The organism is Rhodanobacter sp. DHG33 (assembly GCF_014843005.1).
Lineage (GTDB): Bacteria > Pseudomonadota > Gammaproteobacteria > Xanthomonadales > Rhodanobacteraceae > Rhodanobacter_A.
Genome location: NZ_JACYXM010000006.1, coordinates 199854 through 218340, shown reverse-complemented (window position 1 = coordinate 218340; position 18487 = coordinate 199854). Strand labels below are relative to the sequence as shown.

The 18487-nt window shown below is 65.2% G+C and carries 13 protein-coding genes; 9 read left to right on the top strand and 4 right to left on the bottom strand.

What is annotated here, in order from left to right:
• Positions 1–18 precede the first annotated feature (18 nt).
• Positions 19–2613: a glycoside hydrolase family 2 protein gene (locus tag IHE46_RS12570; RefSeq protein WP_225563059.1), complete on the bottom strand. Its 2595-nt coding sequence runs from the start codon at positions 2611–2613 to the stop codon at positions 19–21.
• Positions 2614–3037: 424 nt separating this feature from the next.
• Between IHE46_RS12570 and IHE46_RS12565 the strand changes: the two genes are divergently transcribed.
• The 6 genes from IHE46_RS12565 (at position 3038) to IHE46_RS12540 (ending at position 10526) form a co-directional block, all read left to right on the top strand.
• Positions 3038–4492 carry an MFS transporter gene (locus IHE46_RS12565; RefSeq protein WP_192165276.1) on the top strand — a complete coding sequence of 485 codons (1455 nt, stop codon included), beginning with the start codon at positions 3038–3040 and terminating at the stop codon, positions 4490–4492.
• A 745-nt stretch (positions 4493–5237) separates the two neighbouring features.
• Complete coding sequence (locus IHE46_RS12560; RefSeq protein ID WP_192164985.1) at positions 5238–6065, top strand: phytanoyl-CoA dioxygenase family protein; 828 nt, start codon at positions 5238–5240, stop codon at positions 6063–6065.
• Complete coding sequence (locus IHE46_RS12555) at positions 6062–7180, top strand: alcohol dehydrogenase catalytic domain-containing protein (protein ID WP_343230027.1); 1119 nt, start codon at positions 6062–6064, stop codon at positions 7178–7180. The genes IHE46_RS12560 and IHE46_RS12555 overlap by 4 nt, the downstream gene beginning before the upstream one ends.
• A complete protein-coding gene (locus IHE46_RS12550; protein ID WP_192164984.1) occupies positions 7177–8001 on the top strand; it encodes an alpha/beta hydrolase-fold protein in 825 nt (274 codons plus the stop codon). Before IHE46_RS12555 ends, IHE46_RS12550 begins: the two co-directional genes overlap by 4 nt.
• Positions 7998–9590 carry an alpha-amylase family glycosyl hydrolase gene (locus tag IHE46_RS12545; protein ID WP_192164983.1) on the top strand — a complete coding sequence of 531 codons (1593 nt, stop codon included), beginning with the start codon at positions 7998–8000 and terminating at the stop codon, positions 9588–9590. Before IHE46_RS12550 ends, IHE46_RS12545 begins: the two co-directional genes overlap by 4 nt.
• A gap of 60 nt (positions 9591–9650) precedes the next feature.
• Positions 9651–10526 (top strand): AraC family transcriptional regulator, encoded by an 876-nt coding sequence (locus IHE46_RS12540; RefSeq protein WP_192164982.1) that lies wholly within the window; start codon positions 9651–9653, stop codon positions 10524–10526.
• On the opposite strand, the gene IHE46_RS12535 is transcribed toward IHE46_RS12540, so the two are convergent.
• Positions 10518–11426, bottom strand: a complete 909-nt coding sequence (locus tag IHE46_RS12535; RefSeq protein WP_192164981.1) for a LysR family transcriptional regulator — start codon at positions 11424–11426, stop codon at positions 10518–10520. The genes IHE46_RS12540 and IHE46_RS12535 overlap by 9 nt on opposite strands.
• A gap of 102 nt (positions 11427–11528) precedes the next feature.
• On the opposite strand from IHE46_RS12535, the gene IHE46_RS12530 reads away from it, so the two are divergent.
• The 3 genes from IHE46_RS12530 to IHE46_RS12520 are packed head-to-tail and all read left to right on the top strand — an operon-like array spanning position 11529 to position 14025.
• Positions 11529–12398, top strand: coding sequence for an aldo/keto reductase family oxidoreductase (locus IHE46_RS12530; RefSeq protein ID WP_192164980.1), 870 nt, complete (start codon positions 11529–11531; stop codon positions 12396–12398).
• A 46-nt stretch (positions 12399–12444) separates the two neighbouring features.
• Positions 12445–12783 carry a hypothetical protein gene (locus tag IHE46_RS17015; RefSeq protein ID WP_225563031.1) on the top strand — a complete coding sequence of 113 codons (339 nt, stop codon included), beginning with the start codon at positions 12445–12447 and terminating at the stop codon, positions 12781–12783.
• A gap of 45 nt (positions 12784–12828) precedes the next feature.
• Positions 12829–14025, top strand: a complete 1197-nt coding sequence (locus IHE46_RS12520; RefSeq protein ID WP_192164978.1) for a serine hydrolase domain-containing protein — start codon at positions 12829–12831, stop codon at positions 14023–14025.
• A 178-nt stretch (positions 14026–14203) separates the two neighbouring features.
• Here the strand turns inward: IHE46_RS12520 and ssb are convergent, their stop codons facing one another.
• Complete coding sequence (gene ssb / locus IHE46_RS12515) at positions 14204–14719, bottom strand: single-stranded DNA-binding protein (RefSeq protein ID WP_192164977.1); 516 nt, start codon at positions 14717–14719, stop codon at positions 14204–14206.
• 447 nt (positions 14720–15166) lie between these two features.
• Positions 15167–18391 carry a TonB-dependent receptor gene (locus IHE46_RS12510; protein ID WP_192164976.1) on the bottom strand — a complete coding sequence of 1075 codons (3225 nt, stop codon included), beginning with the start codon at positions 18389–18391 and terminating at the stop codon, positions 15167–15169.
• Positions 18392–18487: the final 96 nt, after the last annotated feature.

The following is an 18487-nucleotide window of genomic DNA, read 5'->3' as shown; positions in this document are numbered from 1 at the left end:
TGCTGGCGATACGTTTCGTCACGGCGCGGTTACCGTGGCGCCGTACAGGCTGCGCACCGTCAACGAGTGCTGCAAGGCGGCCGCATCGGCGGTGCTGTCGACATGCAGCGTCACCGATTCGCCGGGCAGCAGGTCGAAGGCGTTGTCGGACAGGCGCGCATCGGGATCGGCGAAGTCCAGCCACACTTCGCGCGCAAGATGCCGTGCGCTCACCGTGACGCTGTGGCCGTCCGCGGAAAGCTCCGCCTTCAGGCCGGGGTCGGGCAGCGCCAGGTTCTTCGCGTCATCGAAATACAGCAGATGACGCGAAACCGGCTTGCCGTGCTCCAGCAATTCGAACACCGCCACCGTGCGGCGCGGATCGGCGCCACGCAGCAGTTGTGCATCGGTGTAGTCGCCGACGGCCGTGCTGGCCAGCGCCGCCACGTGCGCAGGCTGCGTGCGCTCCCAGAGCGTCTTGCCGTCCATGCCGAGCACGCGCACGCGCAGTTCGGCGTCGAACGCCTCGGTGCGGTCGGACACCAGCGACACCTGCGTCTTGCCGCCCTTGCGCAGGGCTACCACACGCAGCGGCGCGTAGAAGCGCTTGGCATGGTATTGCAGCGCCTTCCAGCGACCGTAGTAGTCGATGCTGGCCCAGGTGGCGCCCGGCCACACGTCGTTGAGCTGCCAGTACAGCGAACCCATGCTCTGCGGCCGCGAGGCGCGCAGGTGCTCGGCGGCGAGCTGGATGCCTTCGGCCTGCATCACCTGGCTGAGGTACACCAACGAGGCGAAATCCTTGGGCTTGCCGTAGCCGCGCTCCACGTACATCAACAGGCGCTGGTTGCCCTTGCCCTTGTCGAACTTCTGGTGCGCGCGCAGCACGGGTGAATCGATGTCGAGGTCGGACGGCTCGAGCGCGCTGCGCAGCGTCGCCATCGAGGGGAAGGATTGCAGGCCGTATTCGGACTGGAAGCGCGGCGTCACGTCGAGGTAGGCCGTCGGCGGCAGCGCGTCGCCCGACCACACGTTCCAGTAGTGGTAGTCGCCGTTGTCCAGCACGTTGGCCTTGTCGTCGTAATTGCTGCTGGGCGTGCTCGGCCAGTACGGCGTATCGGGCGACTGCGACGCCACCACGTCGCGCAGCGTGTGGTCGAACAGCTCGCGCATGCCCTGCTCGATGCGCCGGGCTTCGTCCTTCGCCAGCTTGGCCTTGAGATCGAGGCTGGTGCCCCAGGACTCCCACGCGGTTTCGACTTCGTTGTTGCCCACCCATATGACGATGGAGGGATGGTCGCGCAGGCGGTCCACCTGCTCGACGGCCTCGATGCGCGTGTTGTCGCGGTAGGCCTTGTCGTAGGGCGTGATCGCGCCGCCGAACATGAAGTCCTGCCACACCATCAGGCCCAGCTTGTCGGCCTCGGCGTAGAACGCGTCGTCGAAGTAGTAGCCGCCGCCCCAGATGCGCAGCATGTTCATGTTGGCGTCGCGCGCGGATTGCAGCATCGCATCGATGCGCGCCGGCGTGACGCGGTTCGGGAACATGTCCTGTGGGATCACGTCCGCGCCCTTGGCGAAGATGGGCACGCCGTTCACCACGAACTCGAAGCTCTTGCCCCACTGATCCTTCTGCCGACGCAGCTCGACGCTGCGCAGGCCGGTGCTGCGGTCCGCACTGGCCACGGTCTGGCCGCCCATGTCCACGTCGACGTGGAAGTCGTACAGGTTCGGTGCGCCGTAGCCGACAGGCCACCAGCGCTGCGGGTGGGCGATGCGCAGCGGCAGTGCGATGTGGTTGTCGCCGGCTTTCAGCGCGATGTCGCTGGTCTGCGATTGCGTGCCGCCGTCCGGCGCGCGCCAGCGCAGCGTGGCCTTGGCCATACCGGCGGCATCGGCATGGAGGTCGAGCTGCGCCTGCAGTTCGGCGACGTCCGCCGTGACTTTCGGCTGGGCGATGTGGAAATCGACGAGGCGCAGCGCGTCCCAGCTTTCCAGCTTCACGTCCCTCCAGATGCCTTCGGCGACGATGCGCGGACCCCAGTCCCAGCCGTACTGCCAGGCGGCCTTGCGCACGTAGTTGGCCGTCTGCTTGCCTTCGGGCTCGTCGCCGAAGGGCGTGTCGAACTCGCCCGGCAGCGCATACGGCTGCTTCAGCAACCAGGGCTGCAGGCGCGCGATCGGCGAATGCAGGGTGACTTCCAGCGTGTTCGCACCCGCATGCAGCCACGCCTTCACCGGCACGCGCCAGCGGCGGAACATGTTGTCGGCGGCGAGCAGCTTGTGGCCGTTGAGCGAGACGTCCGCAAACGTGTCCAGCCCGTCGAACACCAGCTCCACGTGCTTGCGCGCCAGCGTGGCGACGTCGATGCTGAAACTGCTGCGGTACTGCCAGTCGGACAGGCCCACCCACTGGATCTTGGCCTCGTTGTCGCGCCAGTACGGATCGGGCACCAGCTTCGCGGCGAGCAGGTCGGTCTGCACCATACCGGGCACGGTGGCAGCCAGCCATTGCGCGGCGTCGGGATGATCGGCGGCGTGCTTGTCGCCGGGTGCGAGGCGGAACTGCCAGCCGCTGTCCAGCGATTGCGTCGCCAGTGACGCCGCCAGGCTTGGCAGGGGCAAGGCCAGCATCAGGGCCGCCAGTGCCGGCAACCATGGGCTGCATGCCGGCACGCTTCGCGGCCATCGCTTCTTCATCGCCTACCCCTTCTCGTATGGCCGCGTACCGGCTCTGTCATCGCCAAATTTAGATCGATCCATGTGGACGCTAACACCGACCTGACCCCGGTGCATGCCGCAGCGCAAAATCCGCCAAGGCGGTCACGCGGATTGGAGACTTCAACCGATCCAAAGCTTCCCTCTCCCACCCCGCCCCAGCCTGTGAAAGAAGTCAGGCGGTTGCATGAATACGTATGCACCGGGCTGGCTGCTGCACTGCGATGCCGCCTAACCTCGCAGGATCGCCCAGCGCAGGATCGTGCCCTTGACGCCCGTCCCCACCCCTCGCACCGCCTCGCAGCAACAACCCGAGTTGTCGTTCCGGCAGATCTGGAACATGTGCTTCGGCTTCCTCGGCATCCAGTTCGGCTTCGCGCTGCAGACCGCCGACGTCAGCCGCATCTTCCAGACCCTGGGCGCCTCGCTGGAGCAGATCCCTTCGCTGTGGATAGCCGCGCCGCTCACCGGCCTGATCGTGCAACCCATCATCGGCCACTACTCCGACCGCACCTGGACCCGGCTGGGGCGGCGACGCCCGTATTTCCTCGCCGGCGCGCTGCTGTCGACGCTGGCGCTGCTGTGGATGCCGAACTCCGGCGTGCTGTGGATGGCGGCGATCCTGCTGTGGCTGATGGACGCCTCCTTCAATGTCGCGATGGAGCCGTTCCGCGCCTTCGTCGCCGACCAGTTGCCGGTGCGCCAGCGTCCGCTGGGCTATCTGATGCAGAGCTTCTTCATCGGCATCGGCGCGGTGGTCGCTTCGATGCTGCCGTGGATCCTGGCGCACTCGGGCGTCAGCAACGTGGCGCCCGACGGCGGCATTCCCGATACGGTGAAGTATTCGTTCTATGCCGGCGGCGCCGCGCTGCTGTGCGCCGTGCTGTGGACCGTCTTCAGCACGAAGGAGTACCCGCCCGAACAGTTGCGCAGCTTCGATGCCGCGCCGGCACACGGGAACCTGCCCGACCTGCGCGGCATCTGGCGCCGCGGCAGCCTGTGGCTGGTCGCGGGCATGGCGCTCGGCATGCTGGTCTGGCTCCTGCAACTGCGCAACGAGGTATACCTGCTGGCCGGCGGCCTGGCCTTCTACGGCCTGCTGCTGATCGGCTACGAGGCCGCCATGAAGATGCGTCCCGCGCTGGCGGAAAAGCGCGGCCTGCTCGGCCATGTACTGGGCGACCTGCACGCCATGCCCGCGGCGATGCGCCAACTCGCGTGGGTGCAGTTGTTCTCGTGGTTCGCGCTGTTCGCGATGTGGATCTACACCACGGCTACCGTGGCGCAGGTGCAATACGGCGCCACGGACGCGCACTCCGCGCTCTACAACGAAGCGGCGAACTGGGTGGGCGTGCTTTCCGCCGCCTACAACGTCTGCGCGGCGGTGGCCGCGATGGTCATTCCGCGCATGGTGCGCCGCTGGGGCCTGCGCGTGAGCCATCTGGTGAACCTGTGGCTGGGCGGCCTGGGGCTGGCGTCCTTCCTGTTCGTGCGCGACCCGCACTGGCTGCTGCTGCCGATGGTGGGCGTGGGCTTCGCATGGGCATCGATCCTGTCGCTGCCCTACGCGATGCTCTCCGACAACCTGCCCGCGTCGAAGATGGGCGTGTACATGGGCATCTTCAATTTCTTCATCGTGATTCCGCAGCTAGTCGCCGCCAGCGTGCTGGGGGAGCTGTTGAAGCGGTGCTTCCATGATCAGCCGGTGTGGGCGCTGGTGACGGGGGGCGCCAGTCTGTTCATGGCGGGGTTGTGTACGTTGAGGGTGCGATTGGGGAATGGGGTCGCGGGCTGAGAAGGCACCCTGGTGTTCTGCGCCGGGGATGAGTTGTCTTGGCTATCGCAAGCGACAAAGCGGTTTCGGTCGCCTGCCGGCGCCCGAGTTACTTCTCTTTGCTGGCCCAAAGAGAAGTAACCCAGAGAAAGGGCCTGGTGTAATCCGCCGGGACTACGAGCAGGCGGTGTTGAGGATGTTGGAACTACGTTCGGCGACACGTCCTGCACCGCGGCCACACCGCGCCGTATCTGGAAACTGAGGGGACAAAGCACAAAGCCTCGCGGCGCTTCGCGCCGCCTTGGCTTTGCTCTGGCGGTTGCCGTTGCTTCTGCGCGGAGGAAGCGCGCTGCTTCTTCAGGGGCCCCTAGGCGGCGGTGAGGCGGGGGCGATCAGGCCGCGCAGCGGGCGAGTCCATGGAGGGACTCGCCTTTTCGACCGGACAGGAGTCCGGCCGAAAAGCCCGGCCCCGCCTCACGCACTCGCAGGGCAGGATGCCCGGAGAGCGCTGCATCGGGGTGGCCTTCTCTTTTGGTTACTTTTCTCTTGGCCACGCAAGAGAAAAGTAACTCGGGCTGCGGCAGCAGCACGAAACCGCTCTGTAACTTGCGGCAACGCATACCCCCATCCCTGGCGCAGAGCGCATACACACCTCTCACCAAGAGGTCATGAATCCGACAGTCTCCCCGCGCTTTTGGACATCTCACGCCGATGCGCAATCGCCACGTGCTGCCTAGCATGAAGCCATCCCCGCCGGAGTCCGCGCATGGCCATCGACCTCGACCGCCCCTACCCGCTCACCGCGCAGCAGATCGCGGATTACCGCCGCAACGGCTTCATCAAGCTCAAGGACGTGTTCAATGCCGACGAGCTGCGCCATTACGGCGAGGAAATCACCCGCCTCACCATCGCGCTGAACACGCAGACCGCGCCGCTGGAAGAACGCAGCACCTACGACCGCGCCTTCCTGCAGGTGATGAACCTCTGGGAGGAAAGCGCCACCGTGCGCGAGTTCGTGTTCGGCAGGCGCCTGGCCGGGCTCGCCGCCGCATTGATGGAAGTGGACGGTGTGCGGCTGTACCACGACCAGTCGCTGTACAAGGAGCCGGGCGGCGGCATCACCCCGGCGCACGCCGACCAGTACTACTGGCCCGTCACCAGCGACCGCACCGTCACCGCCTGGGTGCCATTGCAGGCCGTGCCGCAGGACATGGGACCGCTGGCCTTCTTCGCCGGCAGCCAGCATGAGGCGTTCGGCCGCGACCTGGAGATTTCCGACGAGAGCGAGCGCGCGATCACCGCGAAGATGCAAGCCTGCGGCTTCGACGTGCTGGACGAACCGTTCGCGCTGGGCGAAGTGAGCTTCCACTCCGGCTGGACTTTCCACCGCGCCGGCCCCAACCGCTCGGCCACGCCGCGCTCGGTGATGACGGTGATCTACATGGACCGCGACATGCGGCTGAAGGCGCCGGACAACCACATGCAGCAGGCCGACTGGGAGCGCTGGTGCCCGGGCGCGGAAGTCGGCGCGGTGATAGCCACACCGAAGAACCCGCTGCTGTTCGAAAGCAGGCCGTCCGGGCACGCGGCGTGAGCGCCAAGGTCGTCCACGGCAACGCGATCATCACCGACGGCATGGGGCGTTTCAGCCTCGAAACCATCGCGGTCGATGCGCCCGCCGCGGGCGAAGTGCGCGTGACGATGGCCGCGGCGGGCGTCTGCCATACCGATCACGCCTCGCTGCACTGGCCCGGCCCGCTGGTGATGGGCCACGAAGGTGCAGGCCATATCGAAGCCATCGGCGAAGGCGTGGCTGGCCTGGAAGTCGGCCAGCCGGTATTGCTCAACTGGGCGATACCGTGCGGCCACTGCTTCCAGTGCGCGCAAGGCGCCGCGGCACTGTGCGAGCGCACGCACGAGCTAGACGTGCCGCATCTCGGCAACAGCCGCGCGCATGCCGGCGCGACGCGCTGGCGCGGGCAGCCTGTCGAGCGTTCCTTCCACCTCGGCACCTTCGCCCACTACACGCTGGTGCGTGCCGAGGCGGTGACGCCACTGCCACCCAGCCTTCCGCTCGACCTCGCCTGCATCCTCGGCTGTGCGGTGATGACCGGCGTGGGTTCGGCGGTGAACGTGGCCGCAGTGGCGCCCGGCGATACGGTGGCGGTGCTCGGCTGCGGCGGCGTCGGCCTCAACGTGGTCCAGGGCGCGCGCATCGCCGGCGCGCGCCGCATCATCGCCATCGACCGCGTGCCGGCCCGGCTGGAGCGCGCACGCGAACTCGGCGCGACGCACACGCTGCTGCCGCGCGATGGCGATGGCGATCACGCGCAGCTCGTCGCCGACGTGCGCGTGCTGACCGATGGCCGCGGCGTGGATCATGCCTTCGAGGCCACCGGCGTGCCGGCGCTGGCCTTCCTGCCGCTCAAGCTCGCCCGCAACGGCGGCAATGCACTGCAGGTGAGCGGCGCGCACGGCCCTTCCACGCTGGAACTCACCGACCTGTTCTGGAACAAGCGCTATTTCGCGCCGCTGTATGGCGGTTGCGTTCCCGCACGCGACTTTCCACGGCTGTTCGAGTGGATCGCGCAAGGCAAGCTCGAACTCGCTTCGCTGGTCAGCCACCACTATCCGATGGAGGCGCTGGATCGCGCCTTCGACGACATGCTGCAGGGACACAGCACCAAGGGCGTATTGCGCATCGCATGAACGACGACATCTTCCGCACCGTCGAGGTTTCCGATCCCGCCATTGCCGCGGACGGGCTAGTCTTCGCCACCGTGAAAAGCCGCGCGCTGGCGCGCCGCGCCGACGTCACCCTGTACGTGCCGCCAGCGGCGCGCGGCGTGGCGGACCTGCCGGTGGCGATACTGCTGCACGGCGTGTACGGCTCGCACTGGGCATGGGCATTGAAAGGCCGCGCGCATCTCACTGCCGCACGCCTGATCGACGAAGGCGCGCTGCCACCGATGGCCCTGCTGATGCCATCGGACGGACTGTGGGGCGATGGTTCGGGTTACGTCGCGCACGGCGACCACGACGCCGAGCGCTGGATCATCGACGAACTGCCCGTGCTGGCATGCGAACTGATCGATGGCTGCACCGCACGCTCGCCGCTGCTGGTGGCGGGCCTGAGCATGGGCGGTTTCGGCGCACTGCGGCTGGCCGGCAAATATCCGCGCCGCATTGCGGCAGCGGCCTCGCTCTCGGCCGTGACCGAAGCCGTCCAGCTCGGTGCGCTGATCGAGGAGGACCGCCACGACTGGAGCACGGCGCCCGCCGACCGCAGCGTGCTCACCGCGCTCACCGGCGGCAACGTCCCGCTGCCGCCGCTGCGCATCGACTGCGGCCTCGACGACCCCTGCATCGAAGCCAACCGCGCCCTGCACCGCGAGCTGCAGCGCCACGGCATCACGCACCACTACGCCGAAGGTCCGGGCGGGCACGACTGGGATTACTGGTCGGCCACCTTGGAAAGCACGCTGCGCTTCTTCGGCCACGCATTGCGCACGACGGAGGACGATGCATGAAACCTGCCCGCTTTCTGCTCGCCTGGTTCGGCGCCGCGCTGTTCGCGGTGTTGTCCGCAGCGCCGGCACAGGCTGCGACGCCCGCGCCCGCGCAATCCGGCAGCCAGGTTTTCTACCAGATCTTCTTCCGCAGCTTCCGCGACTCCAACGGCGACCGCATCGGCGACCTCAAGGGACTGACTTCCGAGCTCGGCTACATCAGGCAGCTCGGCGCCAGCACCATCCTGCTCACGCCGCTGCAGCCCTCGCCGTACTACCACAACTACTTCGCCACCCGGTTCAAGGCCATAGACCCGGCCTACGGCACGATGGACGATTACTTCGCCTTCGTGCGCGCCGCGCATGCGCAAGGGCTCAAGGTCTATCTCGACGAGGAATTCCAGTACGTCGTCGAAGGCCATCCATGGTGGCAGGAATCGATCTGCAAGCCGCACGCGAAATACGCCGGCTATCTGCTGTGGACGGACGCGCAGCATTGCGTGGCCCAGCCCTTCCTGGGACAGGCGAAGTGGATGGGCTACGACGGCAAGTCCCATGGCATCGCCATGGTCAACCTCGAAAACCCGGCGGTGCGCGCGTATTTCCGTGACCTGCTGCTGTACTGGGCCGACCCGCATGGCAACGGCAGCGGCCGCGACGGCGTGGATGGTTTCCGCATCGACCACATGATGGACGACCTCGACCACAAGGGGCTGGACAAGCACCTGTTCGCCGGCTTCTGGACGCCTATCTTCGATGCGCTAAAAGCGCGCCGTCCCGCGCTGCGCATCCTCGCCGAACAGGCCGGCTGGGGCTACGGCACGCAGTGGCTGACCGACGGCCACGTGGACATGGTGTTCGCCTTCCCGCTGCGCGGCGCGCTGGTGTCGCTGGACAAGAAGACCATCGTCAAGGCGATCCGCGCCACCGACGCCGCCACGCCGCCGGGCAAGACCCAGGTGCTGCTCCTGGAAAACCACGACATCGACCGCTACATGTCGCTGGTGCACGACGATCCCGCCAGGGCACGCGCGGGTGCCGCGATCGAGCTGATGCTCAAGGGCGATCCGCTGATCTACTACGGGCAGGAACTGGGCATGCGCGGCGAGCAGCCGAAGAATATCGGCACCTCCAGCGGCATCCCGCTCACCGACGCCGTGGGCATACCTTCGCGCGAGGCGTTCCGCTGGAAGACGGACCTCGATGCCGCGGGCTCGGCCACCTGGTACCGCGGCGACCAATGGTTCTGGAAGAACCGTTTCAACCGCTCGCATGACGGCGTGTCGCTGGAGGAAGAACAGGCCGACCCCGGTTCGCTCTACCACTGGTACCGGAAGCTGCTCGCACTGCGCAACGCGCGGCCGGACATCGGCGGCGGCAGCCAGCGCATCCTCTGCGACGACGACACTGCGGTGCTCTGCATACTGCGCGAACAGGGCGGCCACCGCACGCTGCTGCTGGTCAATCTCGGCAAGGCCGATGCGCGGCCGCGCCTCGATCCGCAGTTCGTCGCCGGCACTGCTTGGGTCGACCTGCTCGACGGCGGCGGCACCGCTTCGCCCGATGCGGTACTGCATCCCATGCAGGTGCGCATTGTGGGCACGCGCTGAATCCAGTGCCTTGACGCGCGATAGGCGACAATCGACCGTCGCCATCCTGCAGGCATCGCCATGGCCCTGCCCCACTTCGAACGCCCGATCTGCGAACCCGTAGAACTGGCGCCGCGCACGCCGGTCCGTGTCGAGCGCGTCCGTCAGGGTCGCGGGTCCGCGGCCACCGATTCGTTCGTGCATTTCCATGATGCGCACGAGCTGGTGCTGTTCGGCCGCGTCGGTGGCCATTTCGATACGGAAGACCGGCGCTACGCCCTGACCCCCGGCTGCCTCGCCTTCATTCCCTCGATGCGCCAGCACGATTTCCAGCTCGACCCCGGCGCGCGCGACTGGGTGCTCGTGCAGATCGAGGCCACGGCCGGCGAGACACTGGTCCATGCACCCGAGTGGCAGCGGCTGCGCCAGCCGTTCTGCGCACGCCCTGGCCGGCTGCTGCGGCAGCGCCTGGGCGTGCTGGCCGATTGGCTGCTCGGCCTCGACGCCGGCGATCCATTGGTGTTGCCGCTGACCGCACTGCTGCTGCGCGCGGCGACGCTCGCGCCGGCGGTCGCGGGCGAGAAACTGGCCGCCAATGCCCGTGGCCTGCAACGCCTGCGCCCCGCCATCGATCGCCTGCGCCGCCACCCGGCCGATGCGCCCGGCGCGGAACAGGCCGCCGCGCTTTGCGCGATGTCGGCCGCCTATTTCAGTCGCCGCTTCAAGCAGCAGGTGGGCATGAGCTGGAGCGACTACGTGCGCACGCACCGCCTGCACCTGGCCGGCCGCCGTCTGCTCGAAACCGAGCAGAGCATTGCCGGCATCGCGACCGGCCTGGGCTTCGCCACGCCATCGCATTTCGGCGATCTGTTCCTGCACCGCTTCGGCATGACGCCGGGCGAATACCGGCGTGCCGGGCACGACCGATCCACGCCAGCTTCGCCCGTCTCACGCTGACGCTGCTTCGTGCCGCACGAATTCCACGAAGGCCTTGAGTGGCGCCGGCAGATGCCGCCGCCCCGGGTAATAGAGATAGGGCCCGGTGAAAGTCTGGCACCAGGGCTCGAGAACGGATACGAGTGCCCCGCTGTCCAGATGCGGCTGCAGCCAGTCCTCGAACAAATGGATGATGCCCAGGCCCTGCAAGGCAGCGCCGACCGCCAGGTCGAACGCCGCGCCTTGCCGCACCAGCAGCGGGCCAGACGCATCGATGCGGATGATTTCCCCGTCGCGCTCGAACTCCCATGCCGGCATCGCGCCGCCTGCGAACTGGCCGCGTAGACAGCGATGCTCGAGCAGGTCACGCGGATGCCGGGGCGTGCCGTGCGCAGCCAGATATTCCGGCGCAGCGGCCGTGACCAGACGCTGCGTGCGCGGGCCGATCGGCAGGGCAATCATGTCCTGCTCCAGCCTGTCGTCGTAGCGGATGCCCGCATCGCAGCCTGCGGCCAGCAGATCGACGAAGCTGTCCTCCACCACGACCTCGATGCGGATATCGGGATAGCGTTCCAGGAACGGCGCGATGATGGGCAGCAGCACCGTGCGCGCCACGTTGGCTGGCACGTTGATGCGCAGGGTGCCTGCCGGGCTGTCGCGGTAAAGGTTCACCACGTCGAGCGCGGCTTCCACCTCGCCCAGCGCGGGCAGCAGCCGTTCGACCAGCCGCGCGCCCACCTCGGTGGGTGCGACACTGCGTGTCGTGCGGTTCAACAGGCGGACGCCCAGCCTGGCCTCCAGCCTGCGCACGGCCTCGCTGAGGCTGGATGCCGAGGCATCGCCGGTGCGCGCTGCCTCGCGGAAGCCTCCCGCACGGACCACGGCGAGGAAAGCGAGGAGATCCTGCATGTCGGCATTCATTGTTCGACCATTCGCACAACCCGTGCCGATTCCAACGGATTATCGATCGACCGGTCAATCCCTATGCTTCCGCGCATCCCCCTCGCCCGTCAGGAGTCACGCATGAACGCTCTGAAGAAAGCCGGCACCTTCCAGCTTGGTGACCGCACCGTCCACCGCATGGGCTACGGCGCCATGCAACTCGCCGGCCCGGGCGTGTTCGGACCGCCGAAGGACCATGCCGGCGCACTCGCCGTATTGCGCGAAGCCATCGCGGCTGGCGTCGACCACATCGACACCAGCGACTTCTATGGCCCGCACGTCACCAACCGCCTCATCCGCGAGGCGCTCAGCCCCTACCCGGACAAGCTCACCATCGTGACCAAGGTGGGTGCCGTGCGCGGCGCCGACGCATCGTGGAACCCCGCGCAAAGCCCTGCCGAACTGACCCAGGCCGTGCACGACAACCTGCGCAACCTCGGCCTCGACGCCCTCGACGTGGTGAACCTGCGCATCATGGGCGACGTACACAAGCCCAGCGAAGGCAGCATCGAACCGCAATTCGCCGCCCTGGCCGCACTACGCGAGAAAGGCCTGATCCGCCACCTCGGCCTCAGCAACGCCACGCTCGGACAGGTGAAGCAGGCACAGTCCATCGCACCGGTGGCATGCGTGCAGAACCAGTACAACCTCGTGCAGCGCGAGGACGATGCCCTGGTGGATGCGCTGGCCGGCATGGGCATCGCCTACGTGCCGTTCTTCCCGCTGGGCGGCTTCAGCCCGCTGCAATCGGACAAGCTCAACAACGTGGCCAAACGCATCGGCGCGACGCCGATGCAGGTGGCCCTCGCGTGGCTGCTGCACCGCTCGCCGAACATCCTGCTGATCCCGGGCACGTCATCGGTCGGCCACCTGCGCGAAAACCTCGCAGCGGCGGAACTGGAATTGTCGACCGAAGTTCTGGCGGAACTGGATGCCATCGGCAATCGATGAGCAGAGCGCCTGCCTTCTCTCTTGCAAGCAAAGCAGAAAGCCCGCCATGACGGCGGGCTTTCTGCTTTTGCGGGGCGAGAAACGGCATGAACACGATGTTGGAGTGCGTTGCGCCGCATTTCCATGGCACCGCGTTGTCCGGATAACCACGCACAACTGTCCGCGGACAAGACGCCGCGTTTCGATGATCCATCAGAAATGGCGTTCCCATGCGGTTTTCGAGACACCGATGCAGTTGGCATCCGCCTTGCACTACCTACCTCGAAAGCCTCATCAACCCACCCAACGGACAACCGCCATGAAATTCGAAGCCATGATGCTCAACAGCCTGTTCGTCGTCTGCACTGCCATCTGCGTGTCTGTGCTGACGGCGATGCTGGCCTGAACCCTCGCCACAACGACACCTCATCGAACCATCGAAGGGATGGCCATGACCAAGCAGGTTGCGCGGGATGCGACGTCTCCAGCCTGCACGTTGTGCTGGCTGGCTTGCGTCACGGTGCTTCTGTACTCGGCCGCCTCCCTCGTTGCGTGCACCGCGACAACAAGAACACCCAGCGACAATCCACGCCATTCGGCGCTGGATCGCGCCGTCGACAGAGCCGCCAATGACTATTTTCGCAATCGCTGCCATGTAGGTGTTTCCATCGTCGTCATCGAGGCTGGCCAACCTCATTTCTACGACTACGGAAGCACTTCTCGCGACAAAGCTGCCTTGGCGACGCCGCAAAGCATCTACGAGCTTGCATCGGTCACCAAGACCTTCACCGCAACGCTGGCAGCGCAAGCGCTTGTCGACGGGCGCATGAGTCTGGACGGCGATTTCCGCAACGACTTGCCGGGCGACTTCGGCAATCTCGCCTGGAAGGGCCAGCCGATCACCTTGCGCACGCTGGCCACGCATTACTCCGGCATGCCTCGCGATATTCCCGACACGGATGCCCTCTTTGCGAACAAGAACGCGCCTGACTTCATCGCCCGCATGGTCGCCCTCAACCGGGGCTTCGGCCGCGAACAGTTCCTGGCTGCGCTGCACGACACCAGGCTGCGCAGCACACCCGGCGAAAAGCAGGTCTACTCCAATGCCGGCTTTCTGGTGATCGGACTAGGGCTCGAAAAGGTCTACGGCAAACCATTCGATCAAGTGTTGCGCCAATACATCACGCAGCCGCTGGGCATGGCATCCACGGGCCTCACGCTAGACGACGGCGAGCGATCACGCCTGGTCAACGGCTACGACGGCTATGACCGCGCCGCGCCGTACCACGCGCAGAACGCGGGTGCTGCATGGGGGCTCTATGCGTCCACGGAGGACATGGCGCGCTACGTCCGCTGGCAGCTGGACGGCAATGATCCGGCCGTGCGCCTGTCGCACCAGGTCTTGACGGGCAGCACAGACGACGGCGAAGCCATGGCCTGGAACCTAGGAAATGACCAGGGCCAGCCTGTCATCTCGCACAGCGGCGGCAGCTTTGGCATGTCCAGCCAGGTTGTGCTCTATCCGAAACAGCACGAAGGCTTCGCTTTGCTTGCCAACGATGCCTGCGAGGGCACCGAGGGCGCGCTGAAGGCCATTGCCGAAGCCGTACATCAAAACGGCTCGCCGACGAAGACGGCGGTGGATTGAGCCAACCACCATGGCTTTGCCATGGAAGCAAAATGGACTCTCTCTTCGACTTCGCTCTTGTTCGTGGGGAAAACCACCCCACCAAGATCGCTGGAAAGATGGCCGGCCTTGAAAAGAAAAGCCCCGTAAGAACGGGGCCCTCTCTGCATCTCTCTCAACACTCGGAAATAGGTGTTGTTCAGAACGGGATATCGTCATCCTCGAAGCCGCCGTTGCCGGCTGGTGCCGACGGCGCCGGGACACCGCCGCCGCGCGACTGGTTGCCGTAATTGCCGCCGCCACCCTGCGGGCGCTGGCCGCCTTGCGGACGCTCGCGCTGGAAACCGCCACCGCCGCCACCGCCGCTGCCACCTTCGCTGCCGCCGCCGAGCATCTGCATTTCGTTGGCGATGATGTCGGTGGAGTAGCGCTCGACGCCGTCCTTGTCGGTGTACTTGTCGGTACGCAGCGAGCCTTCGATGTAGACCTGGCGCCCCTTCTTCAGGTATTCGCCAGCGATCTCGGCCAGCTTGCCGAACAGCTTCACGCGATGCCACTCGGTGCGTTCCTGGCGCTCCCCGCTCTGCTTGTCGGTCCACTGTTCCGAGGTGGCGATGCGCAGGCTGGTGATGGCCGTGCCATTGCCGGTATAGCGGGTTTCGGGATCGGCGCCGAGGTTGCCGACGATGATGACCTTGTTGATGCCGCGTGCCATGGATTCGCTTCCTGGTTGAGCCGGCCGCACTTGAGGTTGAATTGCGGCCGGGGTTGAAGTGACGGCCATCATACCTCGCCGGGGACTGAAAGCACCTGCCGCAAACCCGCCACAGCTGTAGTCGCATGCAGACTCGCAGCACCAGCCGACATCCGGCGCTACCCGGCTTCGAATCCGGCGGCCCTCATTTTTCGGATGTCTCCACGTCCAACCTGGCCCGACTCGGGGCAACTAACGCTGCCAGTGTGGCTTGTTTGGCATATAAACCCATCTGCGCCGATCCGGCACGCAAGATGCCACGTCTCGATTGGCTTCAGTTACCCCGAGAACAATCGCACCCTGAAACGAACAAGGCCACCGGATAACCGGTGGCCTTGTTCGTTTGCTTGATCACCTATCCCCGTGCTGCCAACTCGCAATTGCACGGAACACGGGGAGCCGCACTGCTTACCAATCGTACTTCACGCTGAATTCCGCGTAGCGCGGGGACTCGATGCCCCACGGCTCCTTGTACTGGGGATCTGCGCCACCCGGGACATTCGTTGCGCCGTAGAAATCGTCATAGGCAGTGACGTTCTGCTCGTTGAACACGTTATGGAGCTGCAACTGAAAGGTCAGGTGCTTGTCGGCCCAAGCCGGGATGTAGTTCACCGACAGGTTCAACTGGTGGGTCCACGGCGTGTGGCCCATCTCCCCCGGGGGTGCCGGGTGGCCACCGCACCAGTGGTAGGCCTCGCCATAGCTGATCGGATCAGTCTGCCCCGGACCAAACAGGCCCAAGCAGGAGATCGCCGCGCCCGACTGGACGATGTAGGTGCCGCTGACCAACCACTCCGGCGTGATGGCATAGGTGCCATAGGCCTTGAACGTGTGACGATGCGAGTTAGGCAATTCGCCGTTGGCATACTGCATGACCTCGGGGAAGTCCCATGCCTCGGTCAGGCCACCCGAGTTGTAGCCACCTGCTGCAGACGACGACGAGCTGACCTGGTGAGTGGACGACTCAGTGGGGCCTTCCGTGGTGCCGTAGCTCTTGGAGAAGACGTAGTCGATCTTCGCCATCCACTTGCCGTCCCACGGGCGCTCCAGCGATTCCTCGAGGCTGTAGTACTTGCGGAACGCGGCGGGGAAGCCAACGACCGCACCTGCGGCGCTTTGAGCCGTGTGCGGATTCCAGACGAAGGTGCCGTAGCTGCCATCGGTCTTCTGGTAGCGCATCACGTTGCTGCGCCCCGGATTGACCAGGTAGTCATCGGTCCAGGTGGCGGGATTGGCATCCGGCGGCAGGAAGGTATAACCGCTGGCGCATGCCGTTGGCTGCGTGGTCACGGCATAGCCGGTACCTGCCGTGGTGCAGAAGGCGCTCGTGTCATCCACGATATCGTTCATCTTCGAGTAGGTGGCCTGAGTGGTCCACACCAGCGACTGGCCGAAGGTCTGAAATGCCTTCTGGAAGCCCAGCACGTACTCGTCCTGGTACATCGGCTTCAGGTCGGCCGAGGACGCAGTGCGCGGATCCTTGGGCTGGCCATATTCACCGTCGGCGGAATACGGCGTGGCCGTGGTGGGCACCTGCGTCACGATGTGCGGGATACCTTCCGCATTGACCGAATCGTAGGTGTAGTACTCGTAGCTATAGTCGTTGGAGCCCGCCATGCGCGTACCCATGCCCGAGGGGATGGCAAGGTAATAGCGGCCTGCATTGCCGTACAACTTGGCACTGCTGTCGCCGAAGATGTCCCAGCTGAAGCCAATGCGCGGCGCCCACTGCGGCGAGGTCTCGCGGATGTACGGAACCATGGCCCCGTTGTAGTTGGTGAACTGGTCGTTGCGCAGACCGAGGTTCAGCAACAAGTTCGGCGTGACCTGCCAGTTATCCTCGATGTACTGCGCCTTCTGCTGCACTACGAACGAAGAGGTGCCGCCGTAGAACACCTTGGCTGCGTAATAGCCGCTGGCGCCACCCGCATAGTTGCGCGGGTTGTAGAGGCATTGGCCGAGGTTGTTGCATGACTGGTACTGCGCGCTGACCGGTGCCGTCGGGGCTGCGTACTGCCAGTAGTATCCAGGGCCAGCAGTGATCTGGCCGTCGTCGATATCCACGCTGCGCTGATTGTCGATACCGAAGCGCAAGTCATGATCGCCCAGCTTCCAGTCCAAATCCAGACGGAAGTTGTTCGTCGTCGATTTGTGCCCCGGCGAACCGGCTGTTGTTGCGTAGATGTTGTTGTTGACGTTCGTGTATCCCGGAACATTGGGATTCACACCCGGGTTGGCGGCAATGCCCGGGATGGTCGGATCGAAGCCCGCGTAAGGCACGAACTGACTGAAGTACGTACTCTTCATCTTGCCGCCCAGCACGGTCAGCGTGAGGTTGTCGGTGATGTACGAGGTGTACTTGAGAATGTTGACGCCGAACTTGCTCGAAGTGATCGGATTACTGACGGCGTTGAAGCCACCAATGGTGCGCGTGGCGTAGTCGTAGTTGTACAGATTGTCGAACTGGGTCTGGTTCTTGGTCTGGATATTGGTGTATTCGAGGGTGTTATTGTCGTTGATGTTCCAATCCAGCTTGCCGTAGAACTTGGGCAAGGTAGAACCCGTCGACTGGTAGTGCGCATCGGTACTGGGCAAGTTGAGCCCGGTGACCCCCTCGCTGTGGTCATGCTCGGATTCAGCAGTGATGTAGAAGAACAGCTTGTCCTTGATCAGCGGGCCGGACAGATAGGCGTCGTAGATCGTGGTCCAATTGCTGTTTGCCTTCCGATACTGGTAGAGATCCCCGTATTCCTTGTCCGGCGTGGTCGACAACGCATTGGAATAGTACGTATTGTCGGCGTCGCTTTGCGCCCAGCCCGGCAACATCGTGACGTAAACGCCAGCGTGGAAATCGTTACCGCCACGCGCGCCTACCTGGCTGATCACACCGCCAGTGGAGCGGCCATATTCGGCGCCATAGCCCGAGGTAATGGTCTGCTGCTCGGCAATGGCGAAGTACGGCAGGGCGATGCCGCCGGTGTTGCCCACCGGATCGGTGGTGTTGAAGCCGTTGATGTAATAGGCATTCTCCATCACGGAGTTGCCGCCGAAGGAAAGCAGCGGAGTACCTGCCGGGCCAGTGCCCAGCACGGCATTGCCGCCGGAGACACCCGGCGCCAGCAGTGCGATGGCCTCAGCATCACGGGCTACCGGCAGCACCTTCAGATCCTGCGAGGTAATCACCGAGGTCTGGCGGGTCGAGGACACGTCGATCGCAGGCACCGAATTGGCGGTGACCGTCACGCTGGAAAGGTTCTGTACATTCTGACCGGCTTCGGCAGTAGTGAACGGTACTTGAGAACCGCCGTTCACGCTTACCGACACGTGCTCGCGCGAGGCGATCACGTTGCCGCCTTGCATCAGCGACACCGTGTAATCACCCACCGGCAACTGGTTGGCGCCGAAACGACCCGTGCTGTCCACCGCCACTTCGCGAGTGAGACCAGTCTGGTTGTTGACGATGCGTACCGTCTCGCCCGACGAGACTGGTGCGGAACCAAACACTGAGCCAGTGGTGGCCTGTGCCAACACCTGCCCCGTCATGCCGACGCCGGCGACGACGGCCACGGCCAACGCAGTGCGACGCAAACGCGTGCCATGCAGCGATGAATTACGGAATTTTGCGATATTCATTAAGCGACTCCCCAGCTAATGACATGAACAAGGACCATGACCTCTCCGGCCAATGGTCCAAAAAGGTTTATTCCCCGCGACTCAAAACATCTTTCA

Bases quoted from the DNA above. Each gene is read 5' to 3' on its own strand.
- IHE46_RS12560 (WP_192164985.1), top strand. From the start codon at position 5,238: ATGGCCATCGACCTCGACCGCCCCTACCCGCTCACCGCGCAGCAGATC.
- IHE46_RS12545 (WP_192164983.1), top strand. From the start codon at position 7,998: ATGAAACCTGCCCGCTTTCTGCTCGCCTGGTTCGGCGCCGCGCTGTTC.
- IHE46_RS12570 (WP_225563059.1), bottom strand. From the start codon at position 2,613: ATGCTGGCCTTGCCCCTGCCAAGCCTGGCGGCGTCACTGGCGACGCAA.
- IHE46_RS17015 (WP_225563031.1), top strand. From the start codon at position 12,445: ATGACGGCGGGCTTTCTGCTTTTGCGGGGCGAGAAACGGCATGAACAC.
- IHE46_RS12540 (WP_192164982.1), top strand. From the start codon at position 9,651: ATGGCCCTGCCCCACTTCGAACGCCCGATCTGCGAACCCGTAGAACTG.
- IHE46_RS12550 (WP_192164984.1), top strand. From the start codon at position 7,177: ATGAACGACGACATCTTCCGCACCGTCGAGGTTTCCGATCCCGCCATT.
- IHE46_RS12535 (WP_192164981.1), bottom strand. From the start codon at position 11,426: ATGAATGCCGACATGCAGGATCTCCTCGCTTTCCTCGCCGTGGTCCGT.
- IHE46_RS12530 (WP_192164980.1), top strand. From the start codon at position 11,529: ATGAACGCTCTGAAGAAAGCCGGCACCTTCCAGCTTGGTGACCGCACC.
- IHE46_RS12565 (WP_192165276.1), top strand. From the start codon at position 3,038: ATGTGCTTCGGCTTCCTCGGCATCCAGTTCGGCTTCGCGCTGCAGACC.
- IHE46_RS12510 (WP_192164976.1), bottom strand. From the start codon at position 18,391: ATGAATATCGCAAAATTCCGTAATTCATCGCTGCATGGCACGCGTTTG.
- IHE46_RS12520 (WP_192164978.1), top strand. From the start codon at position 12,829: ATGACCAAGCAGGTTGCGCGGGATGCGACGTCTCCAGCCTGCACGTTG.
- ssb (WP_192164977.1), bottom strand. From the start codon at position 14,719: ATGGCACGCGGCATCAACAAGGTCATCATCGTCGGCAACCTCGGCGCC.